This is a genomic window from Butyrivibrio sp. XPD2002, from assembly GCF_000423945.1.
GTDB lineage: Bacteria > Bacillota > Clostridia > Lachnospirales > Lachnospiraceae > Butyrivibrio.
In genome coordinates, this window is the sequence record NZ_AUIY01000020.1 from 43,765 (window position 1) to 69,340 (window position 25,576).

The following is a 25,576-nucleotide window of genomic DNA, read 5'->3' on the forward strand; positions in this document are numbered from 1 at the left end:
CTTTAATCAAAAATAAAAGAAACTCTAACCTTTGAATCAGAGATTTTTTCTCCGTCCATCTGCAGCTCGTACTGCACATGGGCGGATATTTTTTTTGAGCTTATCTCCATCATAAGATTCCTTGTGATGGCTGTCATTTTCATAAGGCCATAGGGTGTCTGGTAATCGGTGTTCCAGATCTCGCCTAGACGAAAGTAAAGATCGGAGGAGAGATCTCCGGTTTTCATCATGCGAAGATATCCTTCTCCTATTTCAAGCCTGTTGCCTACATTAGCGGATGAATCATCTGAAGGGGCCTCCGAGATTTTGTCGCTTTCGGAAAATGTAATTATGTAGTTTAGGCCATCCTGTGTGCAGTGGGCTCTGTGCTCAGTTTTTACTATCTCAGGCTTACCGTCGCCGTGATCATGAGCACCGATGATCTTAATAGTTCCTTCCATATATATCCTCGCAAAGTTATGAATATTATTCTGTAGTTAAAGGTGTTGTGATGAACAGTTCTGGCGCGATACCTCTGCTTCTGAGCTCATTTACTGCGTGCTCTGCGCCTGCAAGATTCTTGTTTTCAAAAATTCCGAATACTGTAGGGCCGCTGCCACTCATGCGGGCACCCATAGCTCCATTGGAAAGAAGAATCTGTCTGATATCCTCTATGACGGTATATCTTCCTGAGGTTATGGGCTCAAGAACATTGCCAAGGCGGTCTGTGATACCTGTAAGGTCCTCATTCTCAATGGCATTTACCATTCCGTCGATGTCGGGATGATTCTCGATTGGAGCAGAATCAAGGGTTGTATAAGCCCATGCAGTTGAAACATCGATCGGAGGCTTTGCGATAACTATATGACAGGAAGGCATGTCCTTAAGCTTGGTGAGCTCTTCGCCGATGCCCTCTGAAAGTGCTGTGCCACCTTTAATACAATAGGGAATGTCCGCACCCTTTTTTACAGCGAGAGCACATAGCTCGTCAGTGCTAAGGGAGAGATTCCAAAGCTCATTTAATGCAACATAGGTTGCTGCAGCGTCGGTACTTCCGCCTGCCATGCCGGCAGCCATGGGAATGTGTTTATCAAGGTGGATGGTAACACCCTTATCCTCAGCGTGGCAATGAGTCCTCAGCTGATCAGCGGCTTTCCATATAAGGTTGTGCTCATCTGTGGGGATTCTGGGATCTGCAGTTTCTATAACTATTTTATTATCATCACGCTCAGTGAAGGTGAGCTCATCAAACAGATCAATGCTCTGCATTATCATTCTGACAAGGTGATAACCGTCCTCACGTCTACCGATGACATCAAGGCCTAAGTTTATTTTTGCGTATGCTTTTCTTTTTAACAAATCTTTATCCTCCATTATTAATATGGCTGTTTGTATCATAGCATAAAATCAGGTGAAAACGGAAATCTGTAGGAGTTTATAAAATGTTTATAAGTGACGGCATTATGGGGAACTGTATAGGAAATTTTATAATTATTTAATTGAAAACACCAAATAAAAATCTTAAGGTTAAGGTGAAAACAGTCGATAAATAAGATGAGTAATACTGTAAGTATGCCTTGGCATACCAGTCGTATCGGCGTCAGATCAATTGGCGTAGAAAAGGAGTTCATATGGGCGTAAACGGAGTTACAGGTTTAGACCAGACCACCGCATATTACGAGCCGACTGCGACCGCAAAAGCCACAGAAGAAAAAGCTGAAGAGAAAACAGCTAAGACCGCTGAAGCAAAGGATACAGAAAAGGCTGCGGTTTATGAGAAGTCGGATAATGTTGTGGCATCGTCGACCAACAAGACTTATGTAAAAAATGAAGCTGTCATCAATATGCTTAAGAGTGATCTTGAGGATAGACAGAATCAGCTCCAGGATATTGTAACCAAGATGATGAGTAAGCAGGGTGTTGCAATAGGAAAAGCTGATGATATCTGGTCATTCCTTGCATCAGGCGATTTCACGATTGATGAGGCAGCTAAGAAAAAGGCACAGGAAGAGATTTCAGAGGACGGCTACTGGGGCGTAAAGCAGACCTCACAGCGTATCCTTGATTTTGCCAATGCTTTAACAGGTGGAGATCCCGATCAGATTGAAAATATGCGTTCAGCATTTGAGAAGGGCTTCAAAGAAGCAACAAAGACCTGGGGAAAGGAGCTTCCTGATATATCAAAGCAGACCTATGATGCAGTCATGAAGGGATTTGATGATATGGCAGCTAAGAACCAGCAGACACAGGCTCCTGTAGAAACCGGTGAAATAGAGGCATGAGTATAATTAAATATATGAAATATTAAAGGACTGTGGGCAATGCTCACAGTCCTTATTTCATGTACTGATATAAAATTATTTAATCGGCTTAGCGCCTGCCTTCTCCTGAGCCTTAGCAACAAGGTCCTTCCAGAAGCCCTTCTTCTTTTTTTCAGGAGCTGCGTTACCGCCTCTGATTCCCTTTACTGAGATAACATAGATTCCGCTGACCTCAGCCTTAACTTCCTTTTTAACAGGAACAGAATCAAAAATCTTCTCATCACATACAAGGTTCATGATCTGAGGACCAACCTTAACCTTAAGGATCGGAAGCTTGGAACGTCTAAGAAGCTTGGGAGTATTCTCCAATACTGCAGAGGGAAGACCTGCTTCATTGATCTTCATGCGTTTCTTGTCAATGATGAGCATTGATACACTCTGCTTCATGGACTCCATCTGAGCCTGCTGCTCTTCCTGACGCTTCTGAGCCCTTTTACCAAGAATTGTGAGCACTATAAGTGCGATTGTAAGTACAACAATAATTACTAAAAATACGATTAATACCGGATTCAAAACATTCCTCCAAACTAAAAAAATAACAATTAATTCCGATTTGCCCATCGCTGCGCAAAGACCATTTTAACATTGAATTAAGACGTAGGCAACAAAAATACTTTAATATAAGTATAAACTGTGCTAGTATTAAAAAAGTTTATTTTAATCTAAGAAAGCACTAAGGAGTAAATACTTATGAGAAAATTTTTAGCGGCTGTTTCCGCTGTGGTAGTCGCAGCAGGAATGCTTGCCGGATGTTCCAAGGCAGCAGACAATAAGGACGCAGCATATCTTAAGGATCTTAATCTTGATGATTACGTTACACTTGGAGAATATAAGGGAGTTAATATAGAGGTTGCATCACCTGAAGTAAGTGATGAAGAGGTTGAACAGTACATGCAGTATATCAGCTCTTCAATGAAGGCAACTGTTGAGGTTACAGACAGAGCCGTACAGGAAGGCGACACAGTTAATATTGATTATTCAGGAAAAAGAGTTGACACCGGAGAAGTATTTCAGGGTGGTACAGCAGAAGGTTATGACCTTACAATCGGTTCACATACATTTATCGATGGTTTTGAAGACGGTCTTATCGGCGCAGCTATAGGAGAGACAAGGGATCTTAATCTTACATTCCCCGAGAACTACAGCTCAACAGACCTTGCAGGTGTAGATGTAATTTTCACAGTAAAAGTTAATGGCATCAAAATCAAGCCCGACCTTGACGATGCATACGCAGCATCACTTGGAATCGAGAATGTATCAACCATAGATGAGCTTAAGACATATCTTAAGGACAGACTTATGGAGGATAAGCAGGCTCAGTATAAGAACGAGATCAATTCCAAGATCCTTGATGCAGTAACAGCTAATTGTTCATTTAATCAGCCGCCTCAGGCTACTCTTGATCGTTTCAAGGGCCTTTACACAGAGCAGGCTGACCTTGTTGCTTCATATTATTCAGCAAATTACGGCACAAGCTACACAACAGATCAGGTTCTTTCAATGATGATGGCTCAGGAAGGTTTCTCCGGAGAGCAGACAGATTATCTTGATAATAAGTCTGTAGAGCTTGCAGAGCAGTTCATTATGCTCGGTGCTATCGCTAAGCTTGAGGGAATTGATGTAACTGAAGACGAGCTTAATGAGAAGCTTGAGTCTGATATGTCAAATGCTAATGCAACAGCAGAAGAGGGTAAGTCAATTGCCAGCCTTGATGATTACAAGAAGACAGTAGATGTTGAGAATATCAAAGAGAATCTTCTTACAAATAAGGTTATCGAGTTCCTTGGTGAGAATGCAAACGTAACTGAGCCTGCTGAAGATGCTACAGAGGATGCAGAGGCAGCTGAGAGCACAGAGAATACAGAGACCGAGAGCACAGAAGAAACAGAAGAGGCAGAAAGCGCAGATTCAGCAGATACTGCTGAATAATCATATAAATGATTTATTGGATGGAGGCAAAAGATGGAACTGACAGATATCAGAGAGCTTTTTCAGGCTCCCGAAAAATTCGCAGATAAAGAAGTTACAGCTGGAGGATGGATCCGTAATATTCGTGATTCCAAGACTATCGGATTCGTTTCATTAAACGATGGTACATATTTCTCACCCCTTCAGGTGGTTTATTCTGATGAACTTGGCAATTTTGCAGAGGTAAGCAAGCTCAATGTAGGAGCAGCTATCATTGCTACAGGTAAGATTGTAATGACTCCTGATGCAAAGCAGCCCTTTGAGATGCAGGCAACAGGCATTGAGATTGAGGGACCTTCAACTCCTGATTATCCTATTCAGCCTAAGCGTCACACACTTGAGTATTTGAGAACACTTCCTCATCTTCGTGCAAGAACAAACACATTTGAGGCTGTTTTCAGAGTTCGTTCACTTGCAGCATATGCTATCCACTCATTCTTCCAGGAGAGAGGCTTCGTATATGTTCACACACCTCTTATCACAGGTAGTGACTGTGAGGGTGCAGGCGAGATGTTCCAGGTAACAACCCTGGATCTTAACAATGTTCCCAAGACAGAGGACGGAGAGGTTGATTATTCAAAGGACTTCTTCGGAAAGCCGGTTAACCTTACTGTTTCAGGACAGCTCAATGTTGAGACCTATGCATTCGCTTTCAAGAATGTTTACACATTTGGACCTACATTCCGTGCTGAGAATTCAAACACAACACGTCACGCAGCTGAGTTCTGGATGATCGAGCCTGAGATGTGCTTCGCAGATCTTAAGGACGACTGTGACTGCGCAGAGGCGATGCTTAAGTATGTTATCAACTATGTACTTGAGAATGCACCTGCTGAGATGGAGTTCTTTAACACATTTGTAGATAAGGGACTTATCGACAGACTTAAGAATGTTGCAAACAGTGACTTTGGCAGAATTACATATACAGAGGCAGTTGAGATTCTTAAGAAGCACAATGACAAGTTTGATTACAAGGTAGACTGGGGCTGCGACCTTCAGACTGAGCATGAGAGATACCTCACAGAGGAGATCTTCAAAAAGCCTGTATTCGTAACTGATTATCCGAAGGAAATCAAGGCCTTCTACATGAAGCTTAATGAGGACGGCAAGACTGTAGCAGCTGCTGACTGTCTTGTTCCCGGAATTGGTGAGATCGTTGGTGGAAGCCAGAGAGAGGATGATCTTGAGACTCTTGAGAAGAGAATGGATGAGCTTGGACTTAAGAAGGAAGATTATCAGTTCTATCTTGATCTTCGTCGTTATGGTTCAGTTCGCCACGCAGGCTTCGGTCTTGGATTTGAGCGCTGCGTAATGTACCTCACAGGTATGGGCAACATCCGTGACGTTGAGTCATTCCCTCGTACAGTTGGTAACTGCGAGCTATAATAGAGTATTTTGAATTATTTGGGCTGTTGTATATTTTCTTATCCAGAAAATGTACAGCAGCTTTATTTTTGTTATGCCGAATCATGGTATAATTAGAGTGTAAAAAAAGTTTTGTTTTATTTTCAAATGGGGATTCAATGAAAAGATTTTCTAGAAACATTTTAAATAGAGGTATTTGCGGAGTGCTGGCAGTGGCAATGCTGACAGTTACGGGTGCTCCTGCGCTGGCTTCAACAAGAGAAGAGCTTAAAAAGCAGCAAAAAGAGCTTGAGAAGCAGCAGAAGGATCTCGAGAAACAGCAAAATGCCATTGAGTCACAAAAAAAGGAGAGCCAGAGCGGACTCAACAATGCCAATCAGAATATCAGTAATATTGAGGGTGAGCAGGCAGAGCTCCAGGAAGGTATTGATGCAGCTAATGAGGAGCTGGTAGGCCTTCTTACAAGTATAGATCTGATACAGGCAGATATTGATGATACTCAGGTCAGAATAGAGAAGACCCAGCAGGAGTATGATGAAGCCAAGCTTCAGGAGGAGACTCTCTATGATGCGATGAAGAAGAGAGTTAAGTTCATGTATGAAAAGGGAGAGGTTTCATACGCAGAACTGCTTCTTCGTGCTGAAGGTGTCGGCGATATGCTGAATAAGGCCGGATATGTTGAGGAGCTGTATGATTATGACAGAAAGAAGCTGTCTGATTTCATTGAGGCTAAGAACGCAGCAGAGCAGTACGGAATTGAGCTTGAGGAAGCTAAATCCGAGCTTGAGACCTCACAGTACGAGCTTAAGGAAGAGCAGGCTCATGTTGAGCAGGTAATTGATACCTATAAGAAGCAGTATGCTAACTTCGATGTACAGCTTGCTAAGGCAAGGCAGGATGCGGCAGTTTATTCAGCCCAGCTCCAGCAGCAGACAGCTCAGATACGTGATCTTCAGGCCAAGATCGATGCCAAGGAATCCGAGGTAAAAAAAGCAAAGAAGGCTGCTGATGAGGCCACTGCAAAGGAAGCGGCTGAAGCTAAAAAGAAGAAGGAAGAAGAGGAAGCTGCTAAGAAGGCAAAGGAGAAGGAGCAGCTTGCTTCAAATAATCAGAATACCGAGGATAATACGGATACGGCCAAGGTGCCTACTGAACCGGCATCCAGTCAGCCAAAGGCAGTTCCTGCAGCTACAGGATCAGCTACCGGTCAGAACATCGCCAACTACGCATGTCAGTTTGTGGGTAATCCCTATGTGGCAGGAGGTACAAGCCTTACAAACGGTGCTGATTGTTCGGGATTTGTTTACGCGGTTTACAAGCAGTTTGGTATATCTGTGCCAAGATCATCATACTCACAGGCTACATACGGCAGAGAGGTTTCCTACCAGAATGCAAGCCCGGGTGATGTTATCTACTATGGAGGACATGTGGCGATTTACCTTGGTGGTGGCAGGATAGTGCATGCAAGTACCGCAAAGACAGGTATCAAATATGAAAATGCCACATACAGAACAATACTTACAATTCGCAGATTTGTGGGATGAGGACTAATAATTGGAATGGAATAGACTACTGTGCGGAGATCGAATCCGCCCTATAAAAAAACGTGAGGGCTCTCAGGATCTCCGCAGTGAATTTGAAAAGGACTATCATAGAATAATCGGAAGTGCTTCCTTTAGAAGACTTCAGGATAAAACACAGGTATTTCCACTGGATCAGTCTGACTTTGTAAGGACAAGACTGACACATTCTCTGGAGGTTTCCTCCTTTTGTAAATCACTTGGACAAAACATAGCCAGGAAAATAGTTACTGATATTAAGGATGAGTCATTTGATCCGACATATCAGCAGGATGTCTGCGACATTTTACAGTGTGCAGGCCTTCTTCATGATATCGGTAATCCTCCCTTCGGACATTTTGGAGAGACAGCTATAAGAGAGTGGTTTAAGGAGCATCTTCCGGAACTTGAGTATGAGTCTGAAAATGGAGAAAAAAGAAAACTGACGGATATTTTAAATCCGCAGATGCAAAATGATTTTTATCATTTCGAAGGTAATACCCAGGCTCTTAGAGTTGTCACAAAGCTCCACTATCTTGTGGATGAGCATGGAATGAACCTTACCAAGGCTCTTCTTGCTACGATTATCAAGTATCCTGTTTCTTCATTGGATGTGGATAAGAACAGCCCTGATATATGCTGTCACAAGATGGGATATTATTATGCGGACCGCGAGCTTTTCAGAGATATCGAGGACTCCTGCGGGCTTAACGGTAGACGCCATCCTCTGACATACATTCTGGAGGCTGCAGATGATATAGCCTACAGGACAGCTGATATAGAGGATTCTTATAAAAAGGGACGTATCAGCTTCGATATGCTTGTAAGAGAGCTTGAGCTAAGACGCCATGAGGATCAGTCGGATCCGGAGTACAGGTCTCTTATTGAAAGCTTAAAGTACAGATATGGCAAGGGTATTGAGCATGGGGTAAGTGATCCCGGTGAATATGCGGTCCAAAACTGGATAGTGGCGGTTCAGGGCAAGCTTATTTACCTTGCAACGGAAAGCTTTGTAAATCATTATAATGAGATAATGGATGGCTCCTTTGGTCAGGAGCTTCTGGAAGGAACAGAAGGAAAGCATATAGTTGATGCGCTTGGAGAAATTGCGATTAAATACACCTTTACTTCAGAGCCTATTGTGAAGATAGAGGTCAGCGCAGACAGGATACTTACATACCTTCTGGACAGACTGGTACCTGCTGCAGTTTATTATGATACAGACATTAAGCTTCGTCCCATAGATTCAAGGATGATTTCTTTTGTATCTGAGAACTATAAGAAGATTTACCATATTTATTCACAGGAAAAAAGCGAAGAGGAGAAGCTTTACCTCAGGCTCCTTCTTGTTACGGATTATGTCTGCGGCATGACTGACAGCTATGCCAAGAGGCTGTATCAGGAACTCAACGGTTTGGTTTAACTGTTTTAAATTGAGAGTTTTGGCTTGCAATTTTGTTATCTAACATTTATGTTATTTTAAGTGGTAGGATGAATGACGCTTTTTGAACAATGTGTTCAGCATAAGAGTGTGATTCATCAGAGACAAAAAGATAAGAAAGAGGACAATATGGCGAGAGAAATGGTTGTAGTTCTGGACTTTGGCGGGCAGTATAAGCAGCTGATCGCAAGAAGAGTCCGCGAGTGCAATGTATATTGTGAGATTCACCCTTACAATATAGGACTTGATAAGCTTCGTGAGATGAATCCCAAGGGAATCATTCTGACGGGTGGACCTAACAGTGTTTACGGTGAGAATGCCGTTTTGTGTGAAAAAGAGCTCTACGAGCTTGGCGTTCCTGTAATGGGAATTTGCTACGGCGCACAGCTTACTGCATTCTTAAATGGCGGAGAAGTAAAAACGGCTCCTGTCAGCGAATATGGTAAGACAGAGACAAATCTTGATACTTCTTCAGAGCTTTTTGCAGATTGTAAGTCCGTTGTTACAACATGGATGAGCCATACTGACTATATAGCTAAGGCGCCGGAAGGCTTTAAGATTACGGCGACCACTTCTAACTGCCCTGTGGCAGCTATGGAGAATGCTGACAGAAAGATTTATGCAGTTCAGTTCCATCCTGAGGTTATGCACACCGAGTGCGGAACACAGATGCTTAAGAACTTTGTAATGAATGTTTGCGGATGCGCTGGCGACTGGAAGATGGCTGACTTTGTTGAGAGAAGCATCGCAGAGATCAGAGAGAAGGTTGGAAACGGCCGTGCACTCTGTGCTCTTTCAGGCGGTGTTGATTCATCCGTTGCAGCCGTACTTATGAGTAAGGCTATCGGTAAGCAGCTTACATGCGTATTTGTAGATCACGGTCTTCTTCGTAAGAATGAAGGCGATGAGGTCGAGGCAGTATTTGGACCCAACGGTGCATACGACCTTAACTTTATAAGAGTTAATGCTCAGGACAGATTCTATGAGGCACTTAAGGGTGTTGAGGAGCCTGAGAAAAAGAGAAAGATCATCGGTGAGATGTTCATCCGTGTATTCGAGGAAGAGGCTAAGAAGATCGGAGCCGTTGATTTCCTTGTACAGGGAACTATTTATCCTGATGTTGTTGAGAGCGGAATCGGTGAAAGTGCCGTGATCAAGTCTCACCACAACGTAGGAGGACTTCCCGACTATGTTGATTTTAAAGAGATTATTGAGCCTCTCCGCATGCTCTTTAAGGATGAAGTAAGAGCATCAGGACTTGAGCTTGGTATTCCGGAGCACCTTGTATTCAGACAGCCTTTCCCTGGCCCTGGCCTTGGAATCCGTATCATCGGTGAGGTTACAGCTGAGAAGGTTAGAATCGTTCAGGATGCTGACGCAATCTACCGCGAGGAGATCGGTAAGGCAGCAGCCGCTTACAAGGATGAGCACGGTGTTAATCCTGAATGGCTTCCTGCGCAGTATTTCGCAGCGCTGACAAATATGCGTTCCGTTGGTGTTATGGGTGACTTTAGAACCTATGACTACGCAGTAGCACTCCGCGCAGTTAATACTTCAGACTTCATGACAGCTGACGCAACCAATATTCCCTGGGATATCCTGCAGACAGTAATGAACAGGATCATCAACGAGGTTAAGGGCGTCAACAGAGTAATGTATGACCTGACCAGTAAACCGCCGGGAACAATTGAGCTGGAGTAAAAAGCCAAAACCCGCAAACCTAGTATTTTCAAGGTTTCGCGGGTTTTGTTTTTACGATATTGTTCAGACTTAGATTTACATTATTCCGATAAAAGAATATAATTGTTATATGTTATTGTACGTATATGAAAGGCCAAGATATGGAAGAAAAACAATATGTTGTTCCTAAACCAGTAATAAACAAAAAGGAAGAAGAGTCCCTTACTGCATTAACCGAGAGATATGAAAAAATGAATAAGCCAGGAAAATTATCCAAGGCCGGAAAGAAGATTGCTGAAGTTATTCCTAAATCGGTAAAAGAGGCGGGAAAAGCAGTAAAGGAAACAATTACCGAGGCTGAATTATTTGTGCAATGTATGAAAGTTGTAGCTGAGGGATTCAGTATCCTTGAGAAACAAGCTGCAAAGATGACAATAAGCGAGGATGCTATTGTTCAGAAAGTAGATGCTACAACTAAAAAGAATGAGATAACTTGCTTAGAAGAGATATGCCTTGCGAGAGGTTATAATATTTCAAAAATTGTTGCTAAGTATAAAACAAAAGATTTGGGATTAGCTCTGGTTGAAGGTGGAACTACAGGAGCATTTGGTTTTGCTGGACTGCCATTCAATCTTGTTTTGAGTACATTTATATATTATAGAGCGGTACAGTCTATTGCTATGTTTTACGGATATGATGTAAAGAATGATTCAGCAGAGCTAATGATTGCAGGCGATGTCTTTATGAATGTACTAAGTCCAAAGTGCAAAGGATCAAATGAAGTTAGTAGCATAATTGGGAAAATTATGGTGATGACCGAAACAACTGCAATAAAACAGACAGCTAAGAAAACATGGTCTGATATGGCTGCAAGGGGTGGCGTAGGACTGTTGCTAACACAGATGCGTGCACTAGCTAATAAATCAGCTCAAAAGGCTCTTGAGAAAGCAGGACAAAAAGGATTAGAAGAAAGTGTATTTAAAGGAGTCTTTGAGCAAATAGGAAAGAACTTAACTAAAAAAGCTATAGGGAAAGCAGTTCCAGTTGTTGGCGCAGTGATAGGCGGGCTTTTTGATACTGCGCAGATGAATACTGTAATAGATTATGCGGATATTTTTTACAATAAGAGGTATTTATTAGAAAAAGATGTTAGAATTCATAAGCTTATTGAAGGTGACAGTGATGAAATAATAGATATTTCACCAGAGGATATTGCTGAAGTGAATTTGGAACAATAATTGCTGATGATTGAGGTATTGTATGGAGTATTTTACAACTGTAGAAATGTCAGAAAAATGGAATATTACATCTCGACGGATCGGTGTTCTATGTGCGGAGGGGCGTATTGCGGGGGCAATAAAAAAAGGAAAGACATGGTTAATTCCTTCGGACACTAAAAAACCTGCAGATGCGAGATTTAAGAAGAATACAAAATAGATTGGAGGGTGCCATCTATGAGTAATTTTAACTTCTTAGAAAGCCATTGGAATTATTTGGCAAAACTAGGAGATTTGGCTGAGAAGAATGTATATTCTGATTCGAATACATCTATTATCAAGCAGGGTATGTTAGCTGAGGTTATGGCTAAATACATGCTTGCTTATGATGGAATTGCAGAACCGGAATATGACAATACTCATGCAAATAGGATCAGGTTGTTAAAACAGAATGACCTGTTGCCGTATGAAATAGATAATACACTGTACATTTTACGGAAGGCGCGAAATAATGCATAGTATATTTAAAACAATACATGTAATCATTTGTGATACTGTTACTACATAATATTTTCTTAGCTTATATGGACTAACATAAAATATTACTGTGGAAGTAATAGGATGGAAGAGGAGAAGGGATGGGAGTACTAGACGAAATTGTAAAATTAAACAGGACACCGGTTTTGTTTGTTGGGTCTGGCATATCAAAAAGATATTTGTATAAGTATCCATCTTGGAATGAACTACTAGAAATGTCATTCGCCAAATTTGAACCGGATACTTTTCAATATCAGAAGCATATTGATGCTTGCAAAAGGAGCAAGATGTCTGAATTTGAGACAAATGCTTATATGGGGACGTTGATAGAAGAGGAGTTTAATAAAGCATTTTTTGACAGGAAAATCATTTTAAATATAGGTAATAGGAAAAATCCAAGCTGGGTTAAGCGTGGAATTTCGCCTTATAAGATGTTTTTGGCGGATTTTTTTAAAAAACAAAAATTAAACACATCAGCCGAATTAGTAGATGAACTAGATAAGTTAAAAAAACTGAAGAATAAGGTGTCTGCAGTTATTACAACAAATTATGATACGTTTTTAGAGGAACAGGTCTTTTCCAAAGATTTTAAGGTGTTAGTGAGACAACACGAATTATTCTCTGCAGACAGCTATGATATTGCGGAAATATACAAGATACATGGGAGTGCTACTGATGCTGAATCAATTATTATAACAAAAGATGATTATGATTATTTTAAGGAGTCTAGAAAACTTATTATCGCAAAAATGTTAACACTATTTGCGGAGTCACCTATAGTTTTTATGGGATATTCATTTACAGATGAAGATGTAAGAGAGATTATTGAGGACTTCTTGAGTTGTTTGTCAAAGGAACAGCTTACTGATATTAGAAAACATTTTATTTTTATTAGTTTTAAGAAGGGGGAGAAAAGGCTTATAGAGATAGAAAGAACTATAACAACTAAAAATAATGTTGAAATACCCTTTGTGGAGATACAAACAGACAATTATGGTGCGGTATATGAAAAGCTTGGGGAAATTACTCCTGGTATTTCGCCACTAAGAGTAAGAGAGACAAGAAAAGTGGTGAAGACTATTGTGGATCAGAGTATGTCATCAGTTGATGCGCAGTCAATTATCGTCGGAATAGATGATTTGGTTGATATGGACTTATCTTCTAAACCATTGGCTATTGCTATTGGTTATAAGGAGAATATTTTAAATAAGTATGGGTATGGGTTACTGGGAGATAAACTGATATTCGAGGATGCTATATATAATAATAAAGGTTTCGATGCAGAAGCGATGTGTTATGAACGATTAAAGAATATTGCTATAACAAGGCTTATGCCTGTTTTCAAGTATGTAAAAGGACAGGAGATACCAAAAGATAGTAAGCTGCATAAATATATTGAGGCTCATAACAGCATTGAAAAAATAATATCCAAAAATGTAGCTAAAACGCTTAAAAATGTACCAGCCTATGCGGGATTTGATGATTTATATGATTATATGAAGGCTGCTCCAAATTGCAGGAAGGCAGCAATGGCTGTTCTAAAGAACATAAAAATGCTGTCTATAGATGATTTGCGTAGAGCATGCAAGCATATATTTGAAAAGTATCCTGATGAGTTTTTGCATGATACAAATGCGGAACGCTGTGTTCTTTGCCTCGATTTGATGGAAAACTACTTATAAAAAGAAGCTAGTGAACCTTTCTTGGAAAAACCAAGAACATCACTAGCTTTCTCTTTCGCATATTCAAGAACATTTAATGTTCTATGTTCTCTTTCTAGTTGTAGTCGACGAAGTATAAGTATATACTTTTTTATCGACTGCAAATATAATACAACGTAAATGTACGTGTGTCAATGCAATGATTCAATGCAATGGCGTATCATAATAGACTTAATATCGTCAAAAATTCATGCGAAAAGGGTTGCAATTAATTGCGACAGGGAAAATGATTACAAAAAGACTAGGAACAAGTGTAACAAACGGATGTAAAGACTTAAAGAAGAAATCTAATTGAAAAATGATAAAGCGAGGAAAAGGAATGGGTGCACATATAGAGCAGTTTAATGCTAAGGATTCCAGTATAGAAGGGCTGAAAATAATAAGTGCAAAAAGTGCCACAGACGACAGAGGAACTGTGCGAGAATTATTCCGTGGCAGTGTTTATGCAGAGGTACTTCCTGATACAGTAAAGGGATGGAAGCAGATAAATCTGACAAGAACTAAAAAAGGAGCTGTTAGAGGACTCCATGGTGAAGCAATGAATAAGCTTGTTACTGTGGCGTATGGTTCAGTTTTTGGAGCTTATGTGGATACAAGACCTGACAGTAAGACTTTTGGGGCAGTTCAGACTGTACATATCACACCCGGAGTTCAGGTATTTGTGCCTCAGGGCGTATGCAACGGTTTTCAGGCGCTTGAAGATACTGAGTATCTGTACTTCTTTGATAATGAATGGGCTCCGGGAATGCCGGGAACAGCACTTTGTCCACTGGATCCTGAACTTGAGATTAAATGGCCGATAGATATCGATACAAATGATTTAAATCAGATTTCGGTGAAGGATTCAAAGGCACCAACGCTTACTGAATTACGAAAAAAGCTCGGAATGGACTAAAATTTGAAAAGGTGAGGGGACTATGAAAAGAGAAGGAGGAGTTTTGTATGGAGGATTACAGCTTACAACACAAAAAAGCCTGGGAGTTTGATGCGTATAATTTTTGGGTAAAGACGTCAGGTACTCCGGAGGAAAGAGCAGCAAAGGACAAAGCTGATCCGAAGAAAATGCTAAAGTATCATGCAGGTTATTTTGACACTTTCGAAGGAATCAGGGTTGCGAATATCTGCGGGTCATGCGGGAAAAAGGCAGTGCCACTGGCACTTCTTGGAGCTGATGTCACAATATTTGATATTTCTAAGGACAATAAGAGATACGCTATGGAAACCGCAGAAGCTGCGGGCACTTCAATAAATTTTGAGGTTTGCGATATTCTCAAGATTGATATGAACAGGTACGCAGGGTACTTTGATGTGGTGTTCATGGAAGGTGGCATCCTTCACTATTTCCATGACATATATGAGTTTATGAATATCATGAACTCTCTGCTGAAGGCAGGAGGAAAGCTTATCTGCAGTGATTTCCACCCCTTTACAAAGATTTCGGATATCCTGAAAACTCAGCAGCCCACAATGAGTTATTTTTCCACAGAGATATTTGATGGTGAGATGGCTCATGCGAGGTTCTATGATGAGGAGATTCGCAGGCAGATACCAAAGTGTAAGTACAGAAAGTATACGATAAGTGAGATCATAAATGGTATCATTGGCGCGGGATTTACGCTTGAACGCTTCGACGAGCACCCTTCATGGGAGGATGAAACACTTCCCGGGGAATTTACGGCCATCGGAAGAAAGAATGGGTCCGCGCTATGACTAAACAGATAGGCGTAATCTCAGATATACACAGCAGGATCTACGGGTATTGCAATAAATGCTCCGGGTCTGGCGCAGTGCCTGATTCTTCATGGCTACGACGAGAACGAGCCTGAAGGACCTTCCTGGAAGGCAGAGTTTTTGAATATTCCATATGATGTTGACTATGTCATCGATGCCCTTTATGAAAAGGGGCTTATGGAAAAGGGGAAGTGGTTTGTGGCAAACAACGTTTATGTTTTGAAAACAGGAAATGACTATACTGTGGACTTTTTGCAAAAGGCAGCAAGTCTTCAGGAGGAGGAAACGGGAGAGCCCGTGAGCTGGCCTTTCATAGAGGAGAAATATTTTACGGAGGCTGCTAAAATAGTGGGCATCCCTGATTACAGACAAAGAGCATAAAGGATAACATAAAATGGTAGATGGGCAAAACTCATCTGCCATTTTTAGTTAGAAATAGTGTAAAATAGTAATGTTATTGCTGACTGGCTTAAGAAAGAGGGATGGCATGCACAGACTTTATGAAAATGATGATTTAGTAGTCTTTTGGAACTCTGATAAATGTTTTCATGCAAAAAGGTGCGTTCATGGCAGTCCCGGAACCTTCAATCCGGGTAAGAAGCCCTGGATTGACTTAAGACATGCCGAGAGCAAGGAGATATGGCAGGCAATATCAGAATGTCCGTCAGGTGCGCTTAGCTGCATATACAGACATGAAATCGATGTGGTCATGGATGAAGAGGGTGGCCGCAGCGTAGCTTTTGATGGGGATAAAGAAATCGGAGAATGCGATTTCGAGGCTAACGAGGATGTATGGAATATCTATCACACCGGAGTTTCTTCTGATTATCAGGGGAAGGGCATAGCAAAGCGACTGGTGTATAAGGTTCTTGAAGCGGCTGAGAAGAAGTGCATGAATATCGAGGCTTCCTGCTCTTATGGCAGGAAGGTTCTTGATAGTTAATTTTTGTGAGGGGGAACAGGTATGAGCATAGGTGTTAATAATTGGGGCATTTGTGCTTTACCGTTAAATATAATAAAAAGGGAGTACACAAATGAAGAAGAGGATAATTGTTAAGGTTGGGAAAATTATTGTGGGGGTTGTGGCAGTACTGTTTGTAGTTGGTTCTGTCGGAATGGCAAAGCTTGTTTGCGACGGTGTGTTTTACCAGAATAAAAACAATGACACACAGGGTAATTCAGTTAAGCAGCTTGCAACCTATGGATTTGATCTTGAGGGCTTTAATGCTAAGTATACAGGCGAAGATATTGCGGTGACAGCAGAGGATGGAAATGTTGTCCCCGGAACATATTTTGATATGGATAGTGACAAATGCGTAGTACTTGTACACGGTGCAGGTGGTGACAGAGTAGCTACATATCCTCTGGCACAGCAGTATATCGAGAGAGGCTATGACGTAATTGCCTTTGATGACAGAGGTCACGGAGTAAATCCTGACGATAAGGTTACTTTCGGAATTCATGAGGCGCGTGACGTAAAGGCACTTGTAAAGTATGCAAGGGAGGAGCTTGGGGATTCAGAGGTAATAGTTCATGGCCAGTCCATGGGCGGTCAGGTGACTGCAGTTTATGCATCAAACGTAACTCCCGGAGCAGTAGAGGCAGCAGATGCAGTAATATGTGACAGCCCTGTTCCCGGAATGGAGTACATGATCAGAAGTGTCATTGCAGATAATCCGGAGGATATGGATTCAGCTTCAACATCATACTTTATTAACACTGGTAAGCTTTACTCAAAGCTTTTCTACCACGTTAACTGGGATGATGGCGATACAATCAAGGTTGTAGCAAATGATCAGCTTCCGACACTTATCTTTGTTTCTGAAAAGGATGAGGTTTGCCTTCCTGAGAAGGTAGAAGAAGTATATGAAAATGTAGGAAGCTCAGAAAAGAGCATCGCTTATGTAAACAGTGCTCATATCGAAGGCGTAATCGATGATCCTGAAGGCTACATGGAATATGTGGATACATTCCTTGAAAAAGCAGGATTATAATAAGGACTAATAAGTGTTAACGTCATTACTTGGCGTTTATCCGGAAATTAATTGTTTTTTAATAAGCAGTTATTCAGGAATTTACACGGAACAAAGATATAAAAATATTCAGCATAACAATTATTAAAAATACAAAATGTTCATTTTAAGGGCATTTTGTATTTTTTTAGTTATAGAAAACCCTTTTGAAGCAAAGAGAGCCTTGTTGAAAAGTAACAATCAAGCAGCTGCCATTTTGTGGATATATGATATTTGTTTGTGATTATGGCGGTAGTATTATTTGACAAAAGTAACACTGTAACATGCCATGCACTAAAATCAGGGAGTAACGCTTATGAGGAATAGATTAAGAATGACAATGGCTTTAGCCGCAGCAATAATCATGACTACATCAGTAACTGCTTTTGCAGGCTATGCCAAAGAAGAAGCCCCAAAGGGACCACTAACATCAGATCAGGCTTTGGAAGTAGCACTCGAGCATTCGGGATACACAAAGGATGAGGTTGATGTCATAAAATTAGAGAAGGATATTGATGATGGCGTGGAAAAATATGAAGTTGATTTCTATGTTGGAGTCAATAAGTATGAATATGACATCGATATCAATACCGGAAAAATACTTGAATACGAAATCGATGATTAAATATGTCGGTGTATAGCTGAAGTATTTTTAATTGAATAACGAATAAACAGGAGTCATCTGATAAAAGCGGATGACTCCTTTTATGTGACGAAAACAGGTAATTGCTAAAAAGTATGGAATGAAGTACAATAAGGCTTCTAGGCTACAAGGAGGTATTTTTAGGGAAATAGTATGAAGGAACGAGAATCAATTGGGAGCAGGCTTGGCTTTATTCTGCTGTCTGCAGGCTGCGCTATAGGAATCGGTAATGTGTGGCGCTTCCCGTATATGGTAGGTGAAAACGGCGGAGGATTATTTGTCCTTGTATATGTGCTGTTTTTGCTGGTATTAGGGGTACCGATACTGACGATGGAGTATGCGGTAGGAAGAGCGAGCAGACTAAGCGTTCTTCCGGCATTCAAAAAGCTTGAACCAAAGAATAGTAAGTGGCATATTTACGGATATTTTGCTATAGCCGGTAACTATATCCTGCTTATGTTTTATTCAGTGGTTTCCGGTTGGATACTGAGGTATTTTGTATTATCTTTAATGGGGGCTTTTCAGGGACAGAGTCCTGAGAGCATAGAGAGGATTTACCAGGAAATGATGGGAAGTCCTAAAATACTGATACTTTTCATGTTTATTACCATGCTTATCACAGTCTTTGTAACATCTATGGGACTTCAGGAAGGCGTGGAGAAGATAACGAAAATCATGATGATCTTACTTATCATTATCATGATCGGACTTGGAATAAAATCCCTTACACTGCCGAAGGCTGCAGAGGGAGTGAAGTTTTATCTTATGCCTAATATCGAGAATGTAAAAAAGGTCGGTGTAGGAAATGTTCTTTACGGAGCACTGAACCAGAGCTTTTTTACACTAAGTCTTGGTATCGGTGGAATGGAGATATTCGGAAGTTATATTAAAAAGGACAGAAGTCTTGTGGGAGAAGCCCTGCTTGTTGCAGGACTAGATACCTTTGTTGCTATAGTTGCAGGACTTATCACGATTCCTGCATGCTTTGCTTATGGCGTAGCTCCGGACAAAGGACCGAGTCTTATTTTCCTTACTTTGCCCAATGTTTTTGCAGCAATGCCGGGCGGAAGAATAATTGGAAGTCTCTTCTTCCTCTTCATGTATTTTGCAGCACTGTCCACAATGATCGGTGTATTTGAAAATGATGTAAGCTTTTCAATCGATCTTTTCGGCTATGACAGGAGAAAGGCAGCAGCCTTTGCTGGACTTGTCATTACACTGGGATCGATCCCCTGCGCGTTTGGATTTAACGTATGGAGTGATTTTCAGCCGCTTAAGCAGGGCAACTGCATAATGGACCTGGAGGATTTCATAGTTAGTAATCTTCTCCTTCCAATCGGTTCCCTTATATGCTGTCTGTTCTGCACCAGTAAATATGGTTGGGGCTTCGATAATTACATCGAAGAAGTTAACAGCGGCGTGGGTATAAAGATGAGCACAGCCCTTAAGTGGTACTTCAAGATCGTGCTTCCTGCTATACTGGTGTTCCTTGCAGGCTATGGCCTTTGGAGCTACTTTGCATAAGCCATTACGTGATAGAACACGAATATAATGATATATAAACTGGCGTTATCATTGAGTTAACAGCTCATAGGTAACGCCATATTTTTTTGCTATATCAGCAGCGTAGGAAAGCCCTACAGGCGGAGCAAGTCTTATCTTGTAGGAACGAACGCCGTTATCTGAAGCAACGATAAGCGAAGCAGCCTTATAGGGAAGGTTGTTATCGTTTAGTTCATCAATATCGTAGGCAAGCTTGTGCATGTGGGTGTTGTAAATGGTTCGGCAGCCCTTTTCAAGTATTGCTTTTGAACAGTCTCTTGCAATGAAATATCCCTCCTCAAAAGAGGTGGTTGAAAAGGTTTCATTGAGAAGTAGGAGGCTGTTTTTGGTTGCATCAGTAAATATGGTGCGGAATCTTTTGCACTCTTCGCCCAGTCTTCCAAGGTCCAGAGTCTGATCCTCATCAGCTGGGAAATGCGTATAAATGGCATCAACAGGAGTGTATTCGAAGCTAAATCCCGGAACATAGATACCACCCTGAGCCATGAAGAAAAGCTGGCCCACAGCCTGGGTTATAGTGGTCTTACCGCCTCGGTTGGCACCTGTGAGCATATACAGGCAGTGCTCATCTGAAAAGTCGATATCATTTGTGACAATCGGTTCCTCTTCAAGAAGATTAGCATCTACAAGCTTCATGTTGTAGATTCCGATAGCGTTCATGGATTTTTCGCTGCCTTCGGAGGGCATGATGACAGTAGGCTTGCAGAATTTAAAGCCCTTTGCCTGCATCTTTTCAATATATTCAGCCCATCTGATGTAGTAGATGAATTCCGGCATGAGGTCAGTGATGTTGGTGATTGTGAGGGTAGTGTATTTTCCCAGAACATCACGAAGGTGCTTAACGGTACTGCTTAGCATTCTTTCGGTCACATCATCCATGTGCCTGGGAAGGCTCCTGGTATGATTATCAGACTCTGACACATATTTCATAGTCATGAGAGCCATGGGGCTAAAGGCAGCAAAGGGAATGATCATGTTGTCATTTGTGGTCCTTTTTAGCGTGAATTCGTCGTATTTATAATCCTCCCTCCAGTCGTTTCCATCCTGGATAATGTCTTTTCTTGTGACCTTATCCACAAAATGGCTTACGATATGTGACTTGGTAAAAGGCTTATTATTAAGAGATATAACGCCGATTCCGCTTACCTCAAAGCGCTCATTTAAGTTTACGCCAAGGGTGACACTCCTTAGATTCTGAGTGTCTGCCCTAAGGAGACTGATATCCTTCTTCAGACCCTCATAGCCATTATCGGTGTAGAGTTTTTTGACATAGTCCTTGAGGGCAAGCAGTCCCTCGGAGTGAATGTCTGCGGTTGACAGGCACTCATAGATGGCATCAAGGGACTGAATATAGTCACCTATTTCTTCAAGTCTGTGAACGAGATCCCAGACGCCGAGCTCGTGGTCGTGATCATGCTTGTGACTTCCATAATCGCGAAGGAAATTTATCCTGTCAAAAAGCGCAACGATTTTGTTTCGCATATCTCGATTTTTCATGAGGTCATCGAATATCTCGCTCCTGTATTTTGCGTTCTCAGGAGAGTCTGTCATCATGCTCATGACATTGTAAATATAGGTCTGCTCCGCAGGCTGGATGGACAGCTTAGTAACGATATTGTCCATACCTATGTCATGAAGAGTTACCTCGCTCAATTTTTTGTATTCTAAATTCTGATCTGGAAATAAAAGACTTATTTTTTCTGACATAATTTTCCCCAATAAAAGATTCCCTTCCCAACCGGGCGATGAAAAAGAGCATACCCGGTACTTTTTTCATAAGATTATTCTAAGATAAAAATGCGAGAATTTACAATGCAATTTATAAGGAGATCATTCAGAGGGTTGAAAAAGTGTACAAATAGTCGTACACTAACCTCTGATATTTCAAAAACTATAAGGAAAACAAAGACAGCTATGAATACAGACAGAATTGAAGAATTAAGAAAAAAGTGGCTTGAGGAAGAGAGCATCGCACACATAAAGGGATGGGATTTTTCTCACATCGATGGACGTTACACAGAGCAGGATGATCTTCCCTGGAGTTATGAGGAGATCATAAACAGGTACAGAACTCCGGATATGAAGCTTCTGGACTTTGACACAGGCGGTGGTGAGTTCCTTCTTTCACTGGGACACCCCCATAAGAATACAGCAGCAACGGAAGGCTATCCGCCGAACGTTGAGCTCTGTAAGGAAACACTTCTTCCCCTTGGAATTGATTTCAGGGCCTGCGATGATGCGTCAAATATTCCGTTTGATGATGACACTTTTGATATTTATATAAACAGACATGGTGACTTTGATCCCAGGGAGGCACAAAGAGTGCTGAAGAGTGGCGGAATTTTTGTTACCCAGCAGGTTGGATCAAAGAACGACAGAGACCTTGTGAAGATGGTGCTTCCTGAGGTAGAGGAGCCCTTCCCTGACAACTGCCTTGAGATTCGAAAGAAGCAGTTTGAGGAGGCTGGCTTTGAGATTCTTGAAGCTGATGAAGTATACAGACCAATCAGATTTTTCGATGTCGGAGCATTTGTGTGGTTTGCTCACATCATTGAGTGGGAGTTTCCGGGATTTTCAGTTGATAAGTGCTTTGATAAGCTTCTCAAGATGCAGGAAGAAATCGATAAGAATGGCAAGGTTGAAGGCACTATCCACAGATTTCTGATCGTTGCCAAAAAGAAAGCTTAACGGGAAACTGTTGACAATGCAATTTTGAGGTGCTTATATTATATATAGCGCTTAGAAAACTATTGGAGGTATGAGGAGATGTTGAACAGGTAAATTGATTCATAAAAAATTTTGCATTACGCAGATTGTTGAGAAGGTCACCTTTTGATGACTTTTTTAATGGTGGATCATTTTATCTTGTAGATATCTTTTCATAGAACCAATTTATATATTATTTGGTAAGTCCCTATCTATGCATATAGGGGGATTTTATTATGATTAAGATTACAGATCCGTCTGCGTAATGCAGGCGGATTTTTTGTGGAAAATAAAGCTTAGTAGAAACGACTTAACGGAGGTTTACTGGAAATGGAAACGAAGAATAATAACCCTCTTTGGACGAGGGATTTTACGATAATTACAATTGGCAGTGTTGTCTCGATGTTTGGAAACAGTCTGGCAGGCTTTGCAATGAGCCTGATGGTCCTTGACTATACGGGCTCAACCTTTATGTATGCACTGTACCTTATGACATACACTGTTCCGCAGCTTATAGTACCTATAATTTCAGGAGCTGTTCTTGACAGATTTTCAAGAAAAAAGATGATCTATACACTGGATTTTGCCAGCGGAGCCATTTATCTGACCATGGGTATGCTTCTTTGGAGCGGATGGTTCAGCTTCCCTATCTTTGCACTGTTTAGTCTGGTGATAGGATCAATAAACAGCATATACATGGTGGCTTATGACAGCTTTTATCCACTCCTTATTACAGAGGGGAATTTCTCAAAGGCATATTCGATTGCGAGTACCCTTGAGACTCTGTCTAATTTCATGGTTCCACTTGCAACGGTTTTATATAACCTTATGGGACTTTGGCCGATGCTTCTCGTAAATGGTGTGAGCTTCTTTGTAGCTGCATGCCTGGAGGTCAATATAAAGGCAGAGGAGAGCTATATAGAAAAACAGAGTCAGAGACTGGACACACAGGATATGAAACGTGTGGAGAGAGTTCTTTTTGATATAAAAGAAGGCTTCCTGTATCTGTTTTCAGAAAAAGGACTTATGGTCATTGCTGTCTACTTTTTATTTAGCGCTATGGCCGGCGGAGCAGCAGAGGTTATATGCCTCCCGTACCTTAAGAGCAACTATAAAAACGGTGAGTATTTATTCCAGTGCATTTTCGGCATGGCAGTTATCGGAAGAGGCATTGGAGGCATGTACCACTACAGGAGAAAGATACCTGAGCAGCTTAAGTTTTATATCGCCCTTATGGTGTACGTAATCATAGGTGTCTTCGAGGGACTTTATCTCTATGTACCTGTTAATGTAGCGATGCTTATGGGATTTATAGTCGGAATCGGTGGAGTTACCAGCTATACCATAAGAATTTCATCTACACAGAGCTATGTACCAGATGAGACCAAGGGAAGATTCAACGGTGCCTTTCAGGTGCTTAGCACATCAGGTGCCCTGATTTCACAGTTTTTTGCAGGAGTGCTTACGGTCTATATGGACCAGAGAGCGGTACTGCTCCTGTTTGAGCTTGTGAGCGTAGGTGCAGCTATTGTATTTGTGGGCTTTAACGGAAAGCATGTTAAGCCAATCTATAACAGAAGTATGTAATTTGAATTTTTGAAAGGAGGTACTATGTCCGGACGAATACTTATAAAAGCAGAGAATATAGTCCACTCCTATGGTGAGCAGACAGTCCTTAATTTTGACAGGTTTTATTTATACGAAGGTGAAAAGATCGGTCTGGTGGGGGTAAACGGAGCAGGAAAAAGCACGTTGCTCAAAATCCTTGCTGGCGAGATATCCCCATCAAAGGGCACGGTGACAAGAGAGTGTGAGCCCTTTTACTTTGAGCAGTTCGGTCTTGGGATAGCAGGTAATAGCGGAAGCGCGGACCCTTCCGGAGACGACCTGGATAATACATACATGGGCGCTGCCTATGATACCGACTACGAGGAAGCCGGAAAAATGGGAGTTCAGGATCAGCTCTGGCAGGAAAATGTCAGCGGCGGAGAAAATACCAGAATAAGGATTGCACAGCTTTTCTCCAACCCGCAGGCGGTTGCGTTCTTGGATGAACCTACTTCAAACCTTGATTATGAGGGAGTGGAATTATTAAAAAAGAGGCTTGGTGAGATTGAGACCATGGTCATCATAAGTCATGACAGATCGGTCCTTAACGAGCTCTGTGACAGGATAGTTGAGATATCCTTTGGAGAGCTTATAAGCTATAACGGCAACTACGATGACTATGTAGTGCAAAAAGAAGAGCAGTTTAAGACAAAGCTTTCTGAATACGAGAATTATCAGGCTGAAAAGAAAAGACTCCAGGGGGTCTATACCCAGAAAAAAGCCAAGGCCAAGAAGGTGGAGAAAAAGCCAAGAAATATCTCTTCCAGTGAAGCCAAGGCGAGAGCTCTTTGCGGAAACAGAAAGCCGGAGGACAAGGCTAAAAACATGGAGAAAAGCGCTGCCAATGTCCTTAAGCGAATAGAGCACATGGAGGTTAAGGAAAAGCCAAAGGAGGAACCTACGGCAAGACCTGATTTCAGACTGACAAATCCTCCGAGAAACCCGATAGTCATAAGAGGAGAGCATGTGTCATTTTCGTATGATGACAAGGTTATCCTTGATGATGCGGACTTCATGATAAAAAACGGAAGCAAGGTTGCCATCCTTGGCAGTAACGGTGCAGGGAAAACGACGCTTCTTGAGCTTATCAGCAAGAGAGAAAGGGTGTATGTTGTACCCGGTGCAAAGATCGGATATGCAAGACAGAATATGTCGCAGATAGATTATGACAGCACGGTTCTTGAAAACATAAGGCGTGTCAGTATACAGACCGAGAGCTTATCACGTATAATATTATCCAGATTACTACTTACGGAAAAGGATATGAACAAGAAGGCATCCAAGTTATCGGGTGGTGAAAGGATGAAGCTGTCCTTTGCGATGCTGTTCGTATCTGATATAAACCTGCTTATTCTGGATGAACCTACAAATTATCTGGATATTCCATCAGTTGAGGCTCTTGAGAAGCTCCTGATTGAGTATGAAGGAACGCTTCTTTTCACATCTCATGACAAGATGTTTGTGGACAGGATCGCAACCGGCAGGCTCTATATCGAGAATGGAAAGATAAGAGAGGAAAACTAAT

At 41.5% G+C, this 25,576-nt stretch carries 24 protein-coding genes; 20 read left to right on the plus strand and 4 right to left on the minus strand.

Features of this window, described 5'->3' with window-relative positions; all coding sequences use genetic code 11:
* Window positions 1-2 precede the first annotated feature (2 nt).
* Complete coding sequence (locus G587_RS0111565) at window positions 3-440, minus strand: DUF1934 domain-containing protein (protein WP_026492371.1); 438 nt, start codon at window positions 438-440, stop codon at window positions 3-5.
* 25 nt (window positions 441-465) lie between these two features.
* Entirely contained in the window at window positions 466-1,338 is an 873-nt protein-coding gene (ispE, locus tag G587_RS0111570; protein ID WP_330364458.1) for a 4-(cytidine 5'-diphospho)-2-C-methyl-D-erythritol kinase, read from the minus strand.
* A gap of 272 nt (window positions 1,339-1,610) precedes the next feature.
* Here ispE and G587_RS22505 point away from each other — a divergent pair, with 272 nt between their 5' ends.
* Complete coding sequence (locus G587_RS22505; protein ID WP_035786494.1) at window positions 1,611-2,261, plus strand: hypothetical protein; 651 nt, start codon at window positions 1,611-1,613, stop codon at window positions 2,259-2,261.
* Window positions 2,262-2,336: 75 nt separating this feature from the next.
* On the opposite strand, the gene G587_RS0111580 is transcribed toward G587_RS22505, so the two are convergent.
* The gene (locus G587_RS0111580; RefSeq protein WP_026492373.1) at window positions 2,337-2,813 is read right to left on the minus strand and encodes a hypothetical protein; all 477 of its coding nucleotides are present in this window, start codon (window positions 2,811-2,813) and stop codon (window positions 2,337-2,339) included.
* 177 nt (window positions 2,814-2,990) lie between these two features.
* On the opposite strand from G587_RS0111580, the gene tig reads away from it, so the two are divergent.
* The 16 genes from tig (at window position 2,991) to G587_RS0111665 (ending at window position 19,698) form a co-directional block, all read left to right on the plus strand.
* Window positions 2,991-4,229 (plus strand): trigger factor, encoded by a 1,239-nt coding sequence (gene tig / locus G587_RS24495; RefSeq protein WP_026492374.1) that lies wholly within the window; start codon window positions 2,991-2,993, stop codon window positions 4,227-4,229.
* A gap of 33 nt (window positions 4,230-4,262) precedes the next feature.
* Window positions 4,263-5,654: an asparagine--tRNA ligase gene (asnS, locus tag G587_RS0111590; protein WP_026492375.1), complete on the plus strand. Its 1,392-nt coding sequence runs from the start codon at window positions 4,263-4,265 to the stop codon at window positions 5,652-5,654.
* Between the two features lie 137 nt (window positions 5,655-5,791).
* A complete protein-coding gene (locus G587_RS0111595) occupies window positions 5,792-7,177 on the plus strand; it encodes a C40 family peptidase (RefSeq protein WP_026492376.1) in 1,386 nt (461 codons plus the stop codon).
* Between the two features lie 10 nt (window positions 7,178-7,187).
* Window positions 7,188-8,615: a deoxyguanosinetriphosphate triphosphohydrolase gene (locus G587_RS0111600; protein WP_026492377.1), complete on the plus strand. Its 1,428-nt coding sequence runs from the start codon at window positions 7,188-7,190 to the stop codon at window positions 8,613-8,615.
* A 147-nt stretch (window positions 8,616-8,762) separates the two neighbouring features.
* Entirely contained in the window at window positions 8,763-10,334 is a 1,572-nt protein-coding gene (gene guaA, locus G587_RS0111605) for a glutamine-hydrolyzing GMP synthase (protein WP_026492378.1), read from the plus strand.
* Between the two features lie 140 nt (window positions 10,335-10,474).
* Window positions 10,475-11,551 (plus strand): EcsC family protein, encoded by a 1,077-nt coding sequence (locus G587_RS22515; RefSeq protein WP_051200987.1) that lies wholly within the window; start codon window positions 10,475-10,477, stop codon window positions 11,549-11,551.
* A gap of 22 nt (window positions 11,552-11,573) precedes the next feature.
* The gene (locus tag G587_RS0111615; protein ID WP_026492379.1) at window positions 11,574-11,750 is read left to right on the plus strand and encodes a hypothetical protein; all 177 of its coding nucleotides are present in this window, start codon (window positions 11,574-11,576) and stop codon (window positions 11,748-11,750) included.
* A gap of 17 nt (window positions 11,751-11,767) precedes the next feature.
* Window positions 11,768-12,049: a hypothetical protein gene (locus G587_RS0111620; protein ID WP_026492380.1), complete on the plus strand. Its 282-nt coding sequence runs from the start codon at window positions 11,768-11,770 to the stop codon at window positions 12,047-12,049.
* A gap of 119 nt (window positions 12,050-12,168) precedes the next feature.
* On the plus strand, window positions 12,169-13,749 hold the full coding sequence (locus tag G587_RS0111625; RefSeq protein ID WP_026492381.1) for an SIR2 family protein: 1,581 nt from the start codon (window positions 12,169-12,171) through the stop codon (window positions 13,747-13,749).
* A gap of 337 nt (window positions 13,750-14,086) precedes the next feature.
* On the plus strand, window positions 14,087-14,683 hold the full coding sequence (locus G587_RS0111630) for a dTDP-4-dehydrorhamnose 3,5-epimerase family protein (RefSeq protein ID WP_081679424.1): 597 nt from the start codon (window positions 14,087-14,089) through the stop codon (window positions 14,681-14,683).
* A gap of 47 nt (window positions 14,684-14,730) precedes the next feature.
* The gene (locus tag G587_RS0111635) at window positions 14,731-15,498 is read left to right on the plus strand and encodes a class I SAM-dependent methyltransferase (RefSeq protein ID WP_026492383.1); all 768 of its coding nucleotides are present in this window, start codon (window positions 14,731-14,733) and stop codon (window positions 15,496-15,498) included.
* Between the two features lie 141 nt (window positions 15,499-15,639).
* Window positions 15,640-15,900 (plus strand): hypothetical protein, encoded by a 261-nt coding sequence (locus G587_RS0111640; protein ID WP_026492384.1) that lies wholly within the window; start codon window positions 15,640-15,642, stop codon window positions 15,898-15,900.
* Window positions 15,901-16,006: 106 nt separating this feature from the next.
* Complete coding sequence (locus G587_RS25135) at window positions 16,007-16,462, plus strand: GNAT family N-acetyltransferase (RefSeq protein ID WP_196812570.1); 456 nt, start codon at window positions 16,007-16,009, stop codon at window positions 16,460-16,462.
* A 91-nt stretch (window positions 16,463-16,553) separates the two neighbouring features.
* The gene (locus G587_RS0111655) at window positions 16,554-17,513 is read left to right on the plus strand and encodes an alpha/beta hydrolase (RefSeq protein WP_026492385.1); all 960 of its coding nucleotides are present in this window, start codon (window positions 16,554-16,556) and stop codon (window positions 17,511-17,513) included.
* 334 nt (window positions 17,514-17,847) lie between these two features.
* Window positions 17,848-18,156, plus strand: coding sequence for a PepSY domain-containing protein (locus tag G587_RS22525; RefSeq protein WP_081679426.1), 309 nt, complete (start codon window positions 17,848-17,850; stop codon window positions 18,154-18,156).
* A gap of 171 nt (window positions 18,157-18,327) precedes the next feature.
* Window positions 18,328-19,698, plus strand: a complete 1,371-nt coding sequence (locus tag G587_RS0111665; protein WP_026492387.1) for a sodium-dependent transporter — start codon at window positions 18,328-18,330, stop codon at window positions 19,696-19,698.
* Window positions 19,699-19,746: 48 nt separating this feature from the next.
* On the opposite strand, the gene G587_RS0111670 is transcribed toward G587_RS0111665, so the two are convergent.
* A complete protein-coding gene (locus G587_RS0111670) occupies window positions 19,747-21,390 on the minus strand; it encodes a MutS-related protein (RefSeq protein ID WP_242830076.1) in 1,644 nt (547 codons plus the stop codon).
* Window positions 21,391-21,651: 261 nt separating this feature from the next.
* On the opposite strand from G587_RS0111670, the gene G587_RS0111675 reads away from it, so the two are divergent.
* The 3 genes from G587_RS0111675 (at window position 21,652) to abc-f (ending at window position 25,575) form a co-directional block, all read left to right on the plus strand.
* Window positions 21,652-22,425 (plus strand): class I SAM-dependent methyltransferase, encoded by a 774-nt coding sequence (locus G587_RS0111675; RefSeq protein ID WP_026492389.1) that lies wholly within the window; start codon window positions 21,652-21,654, stop codon window positions 22,423-22,425.
* 348 nt (window positions 22,426-22,773) lie between these two features.
* On the plus strand, window positions 22,774-24,030 hold the full coding sequence (locus tag G587_RS0111680) for an MFS transporter (protein WP_026492390.1): 1,257 nt from the start codon (window positions 22,774-22,776) through the stop codon (window positions 24,028-24,030).
* 24 nt (window positions 24,031-24,054) lie between these two features.
* Window positions 24,055-25,575 carry a ribosomal protection-like ABC-F family protein gene (gene abc-f / locus G587_RS22530; RefSeq protein ID WP_051200988.1) on the plus strand — a complete coding sequence of 507 codons (1,521 nt, stop codon included), beginning with the start codon at window positions 24,055-24,057 and terminating at the stop codon, window positions 25,573-25,575.
* Window position 25,576: the final 1 nt, after the last annotated feature.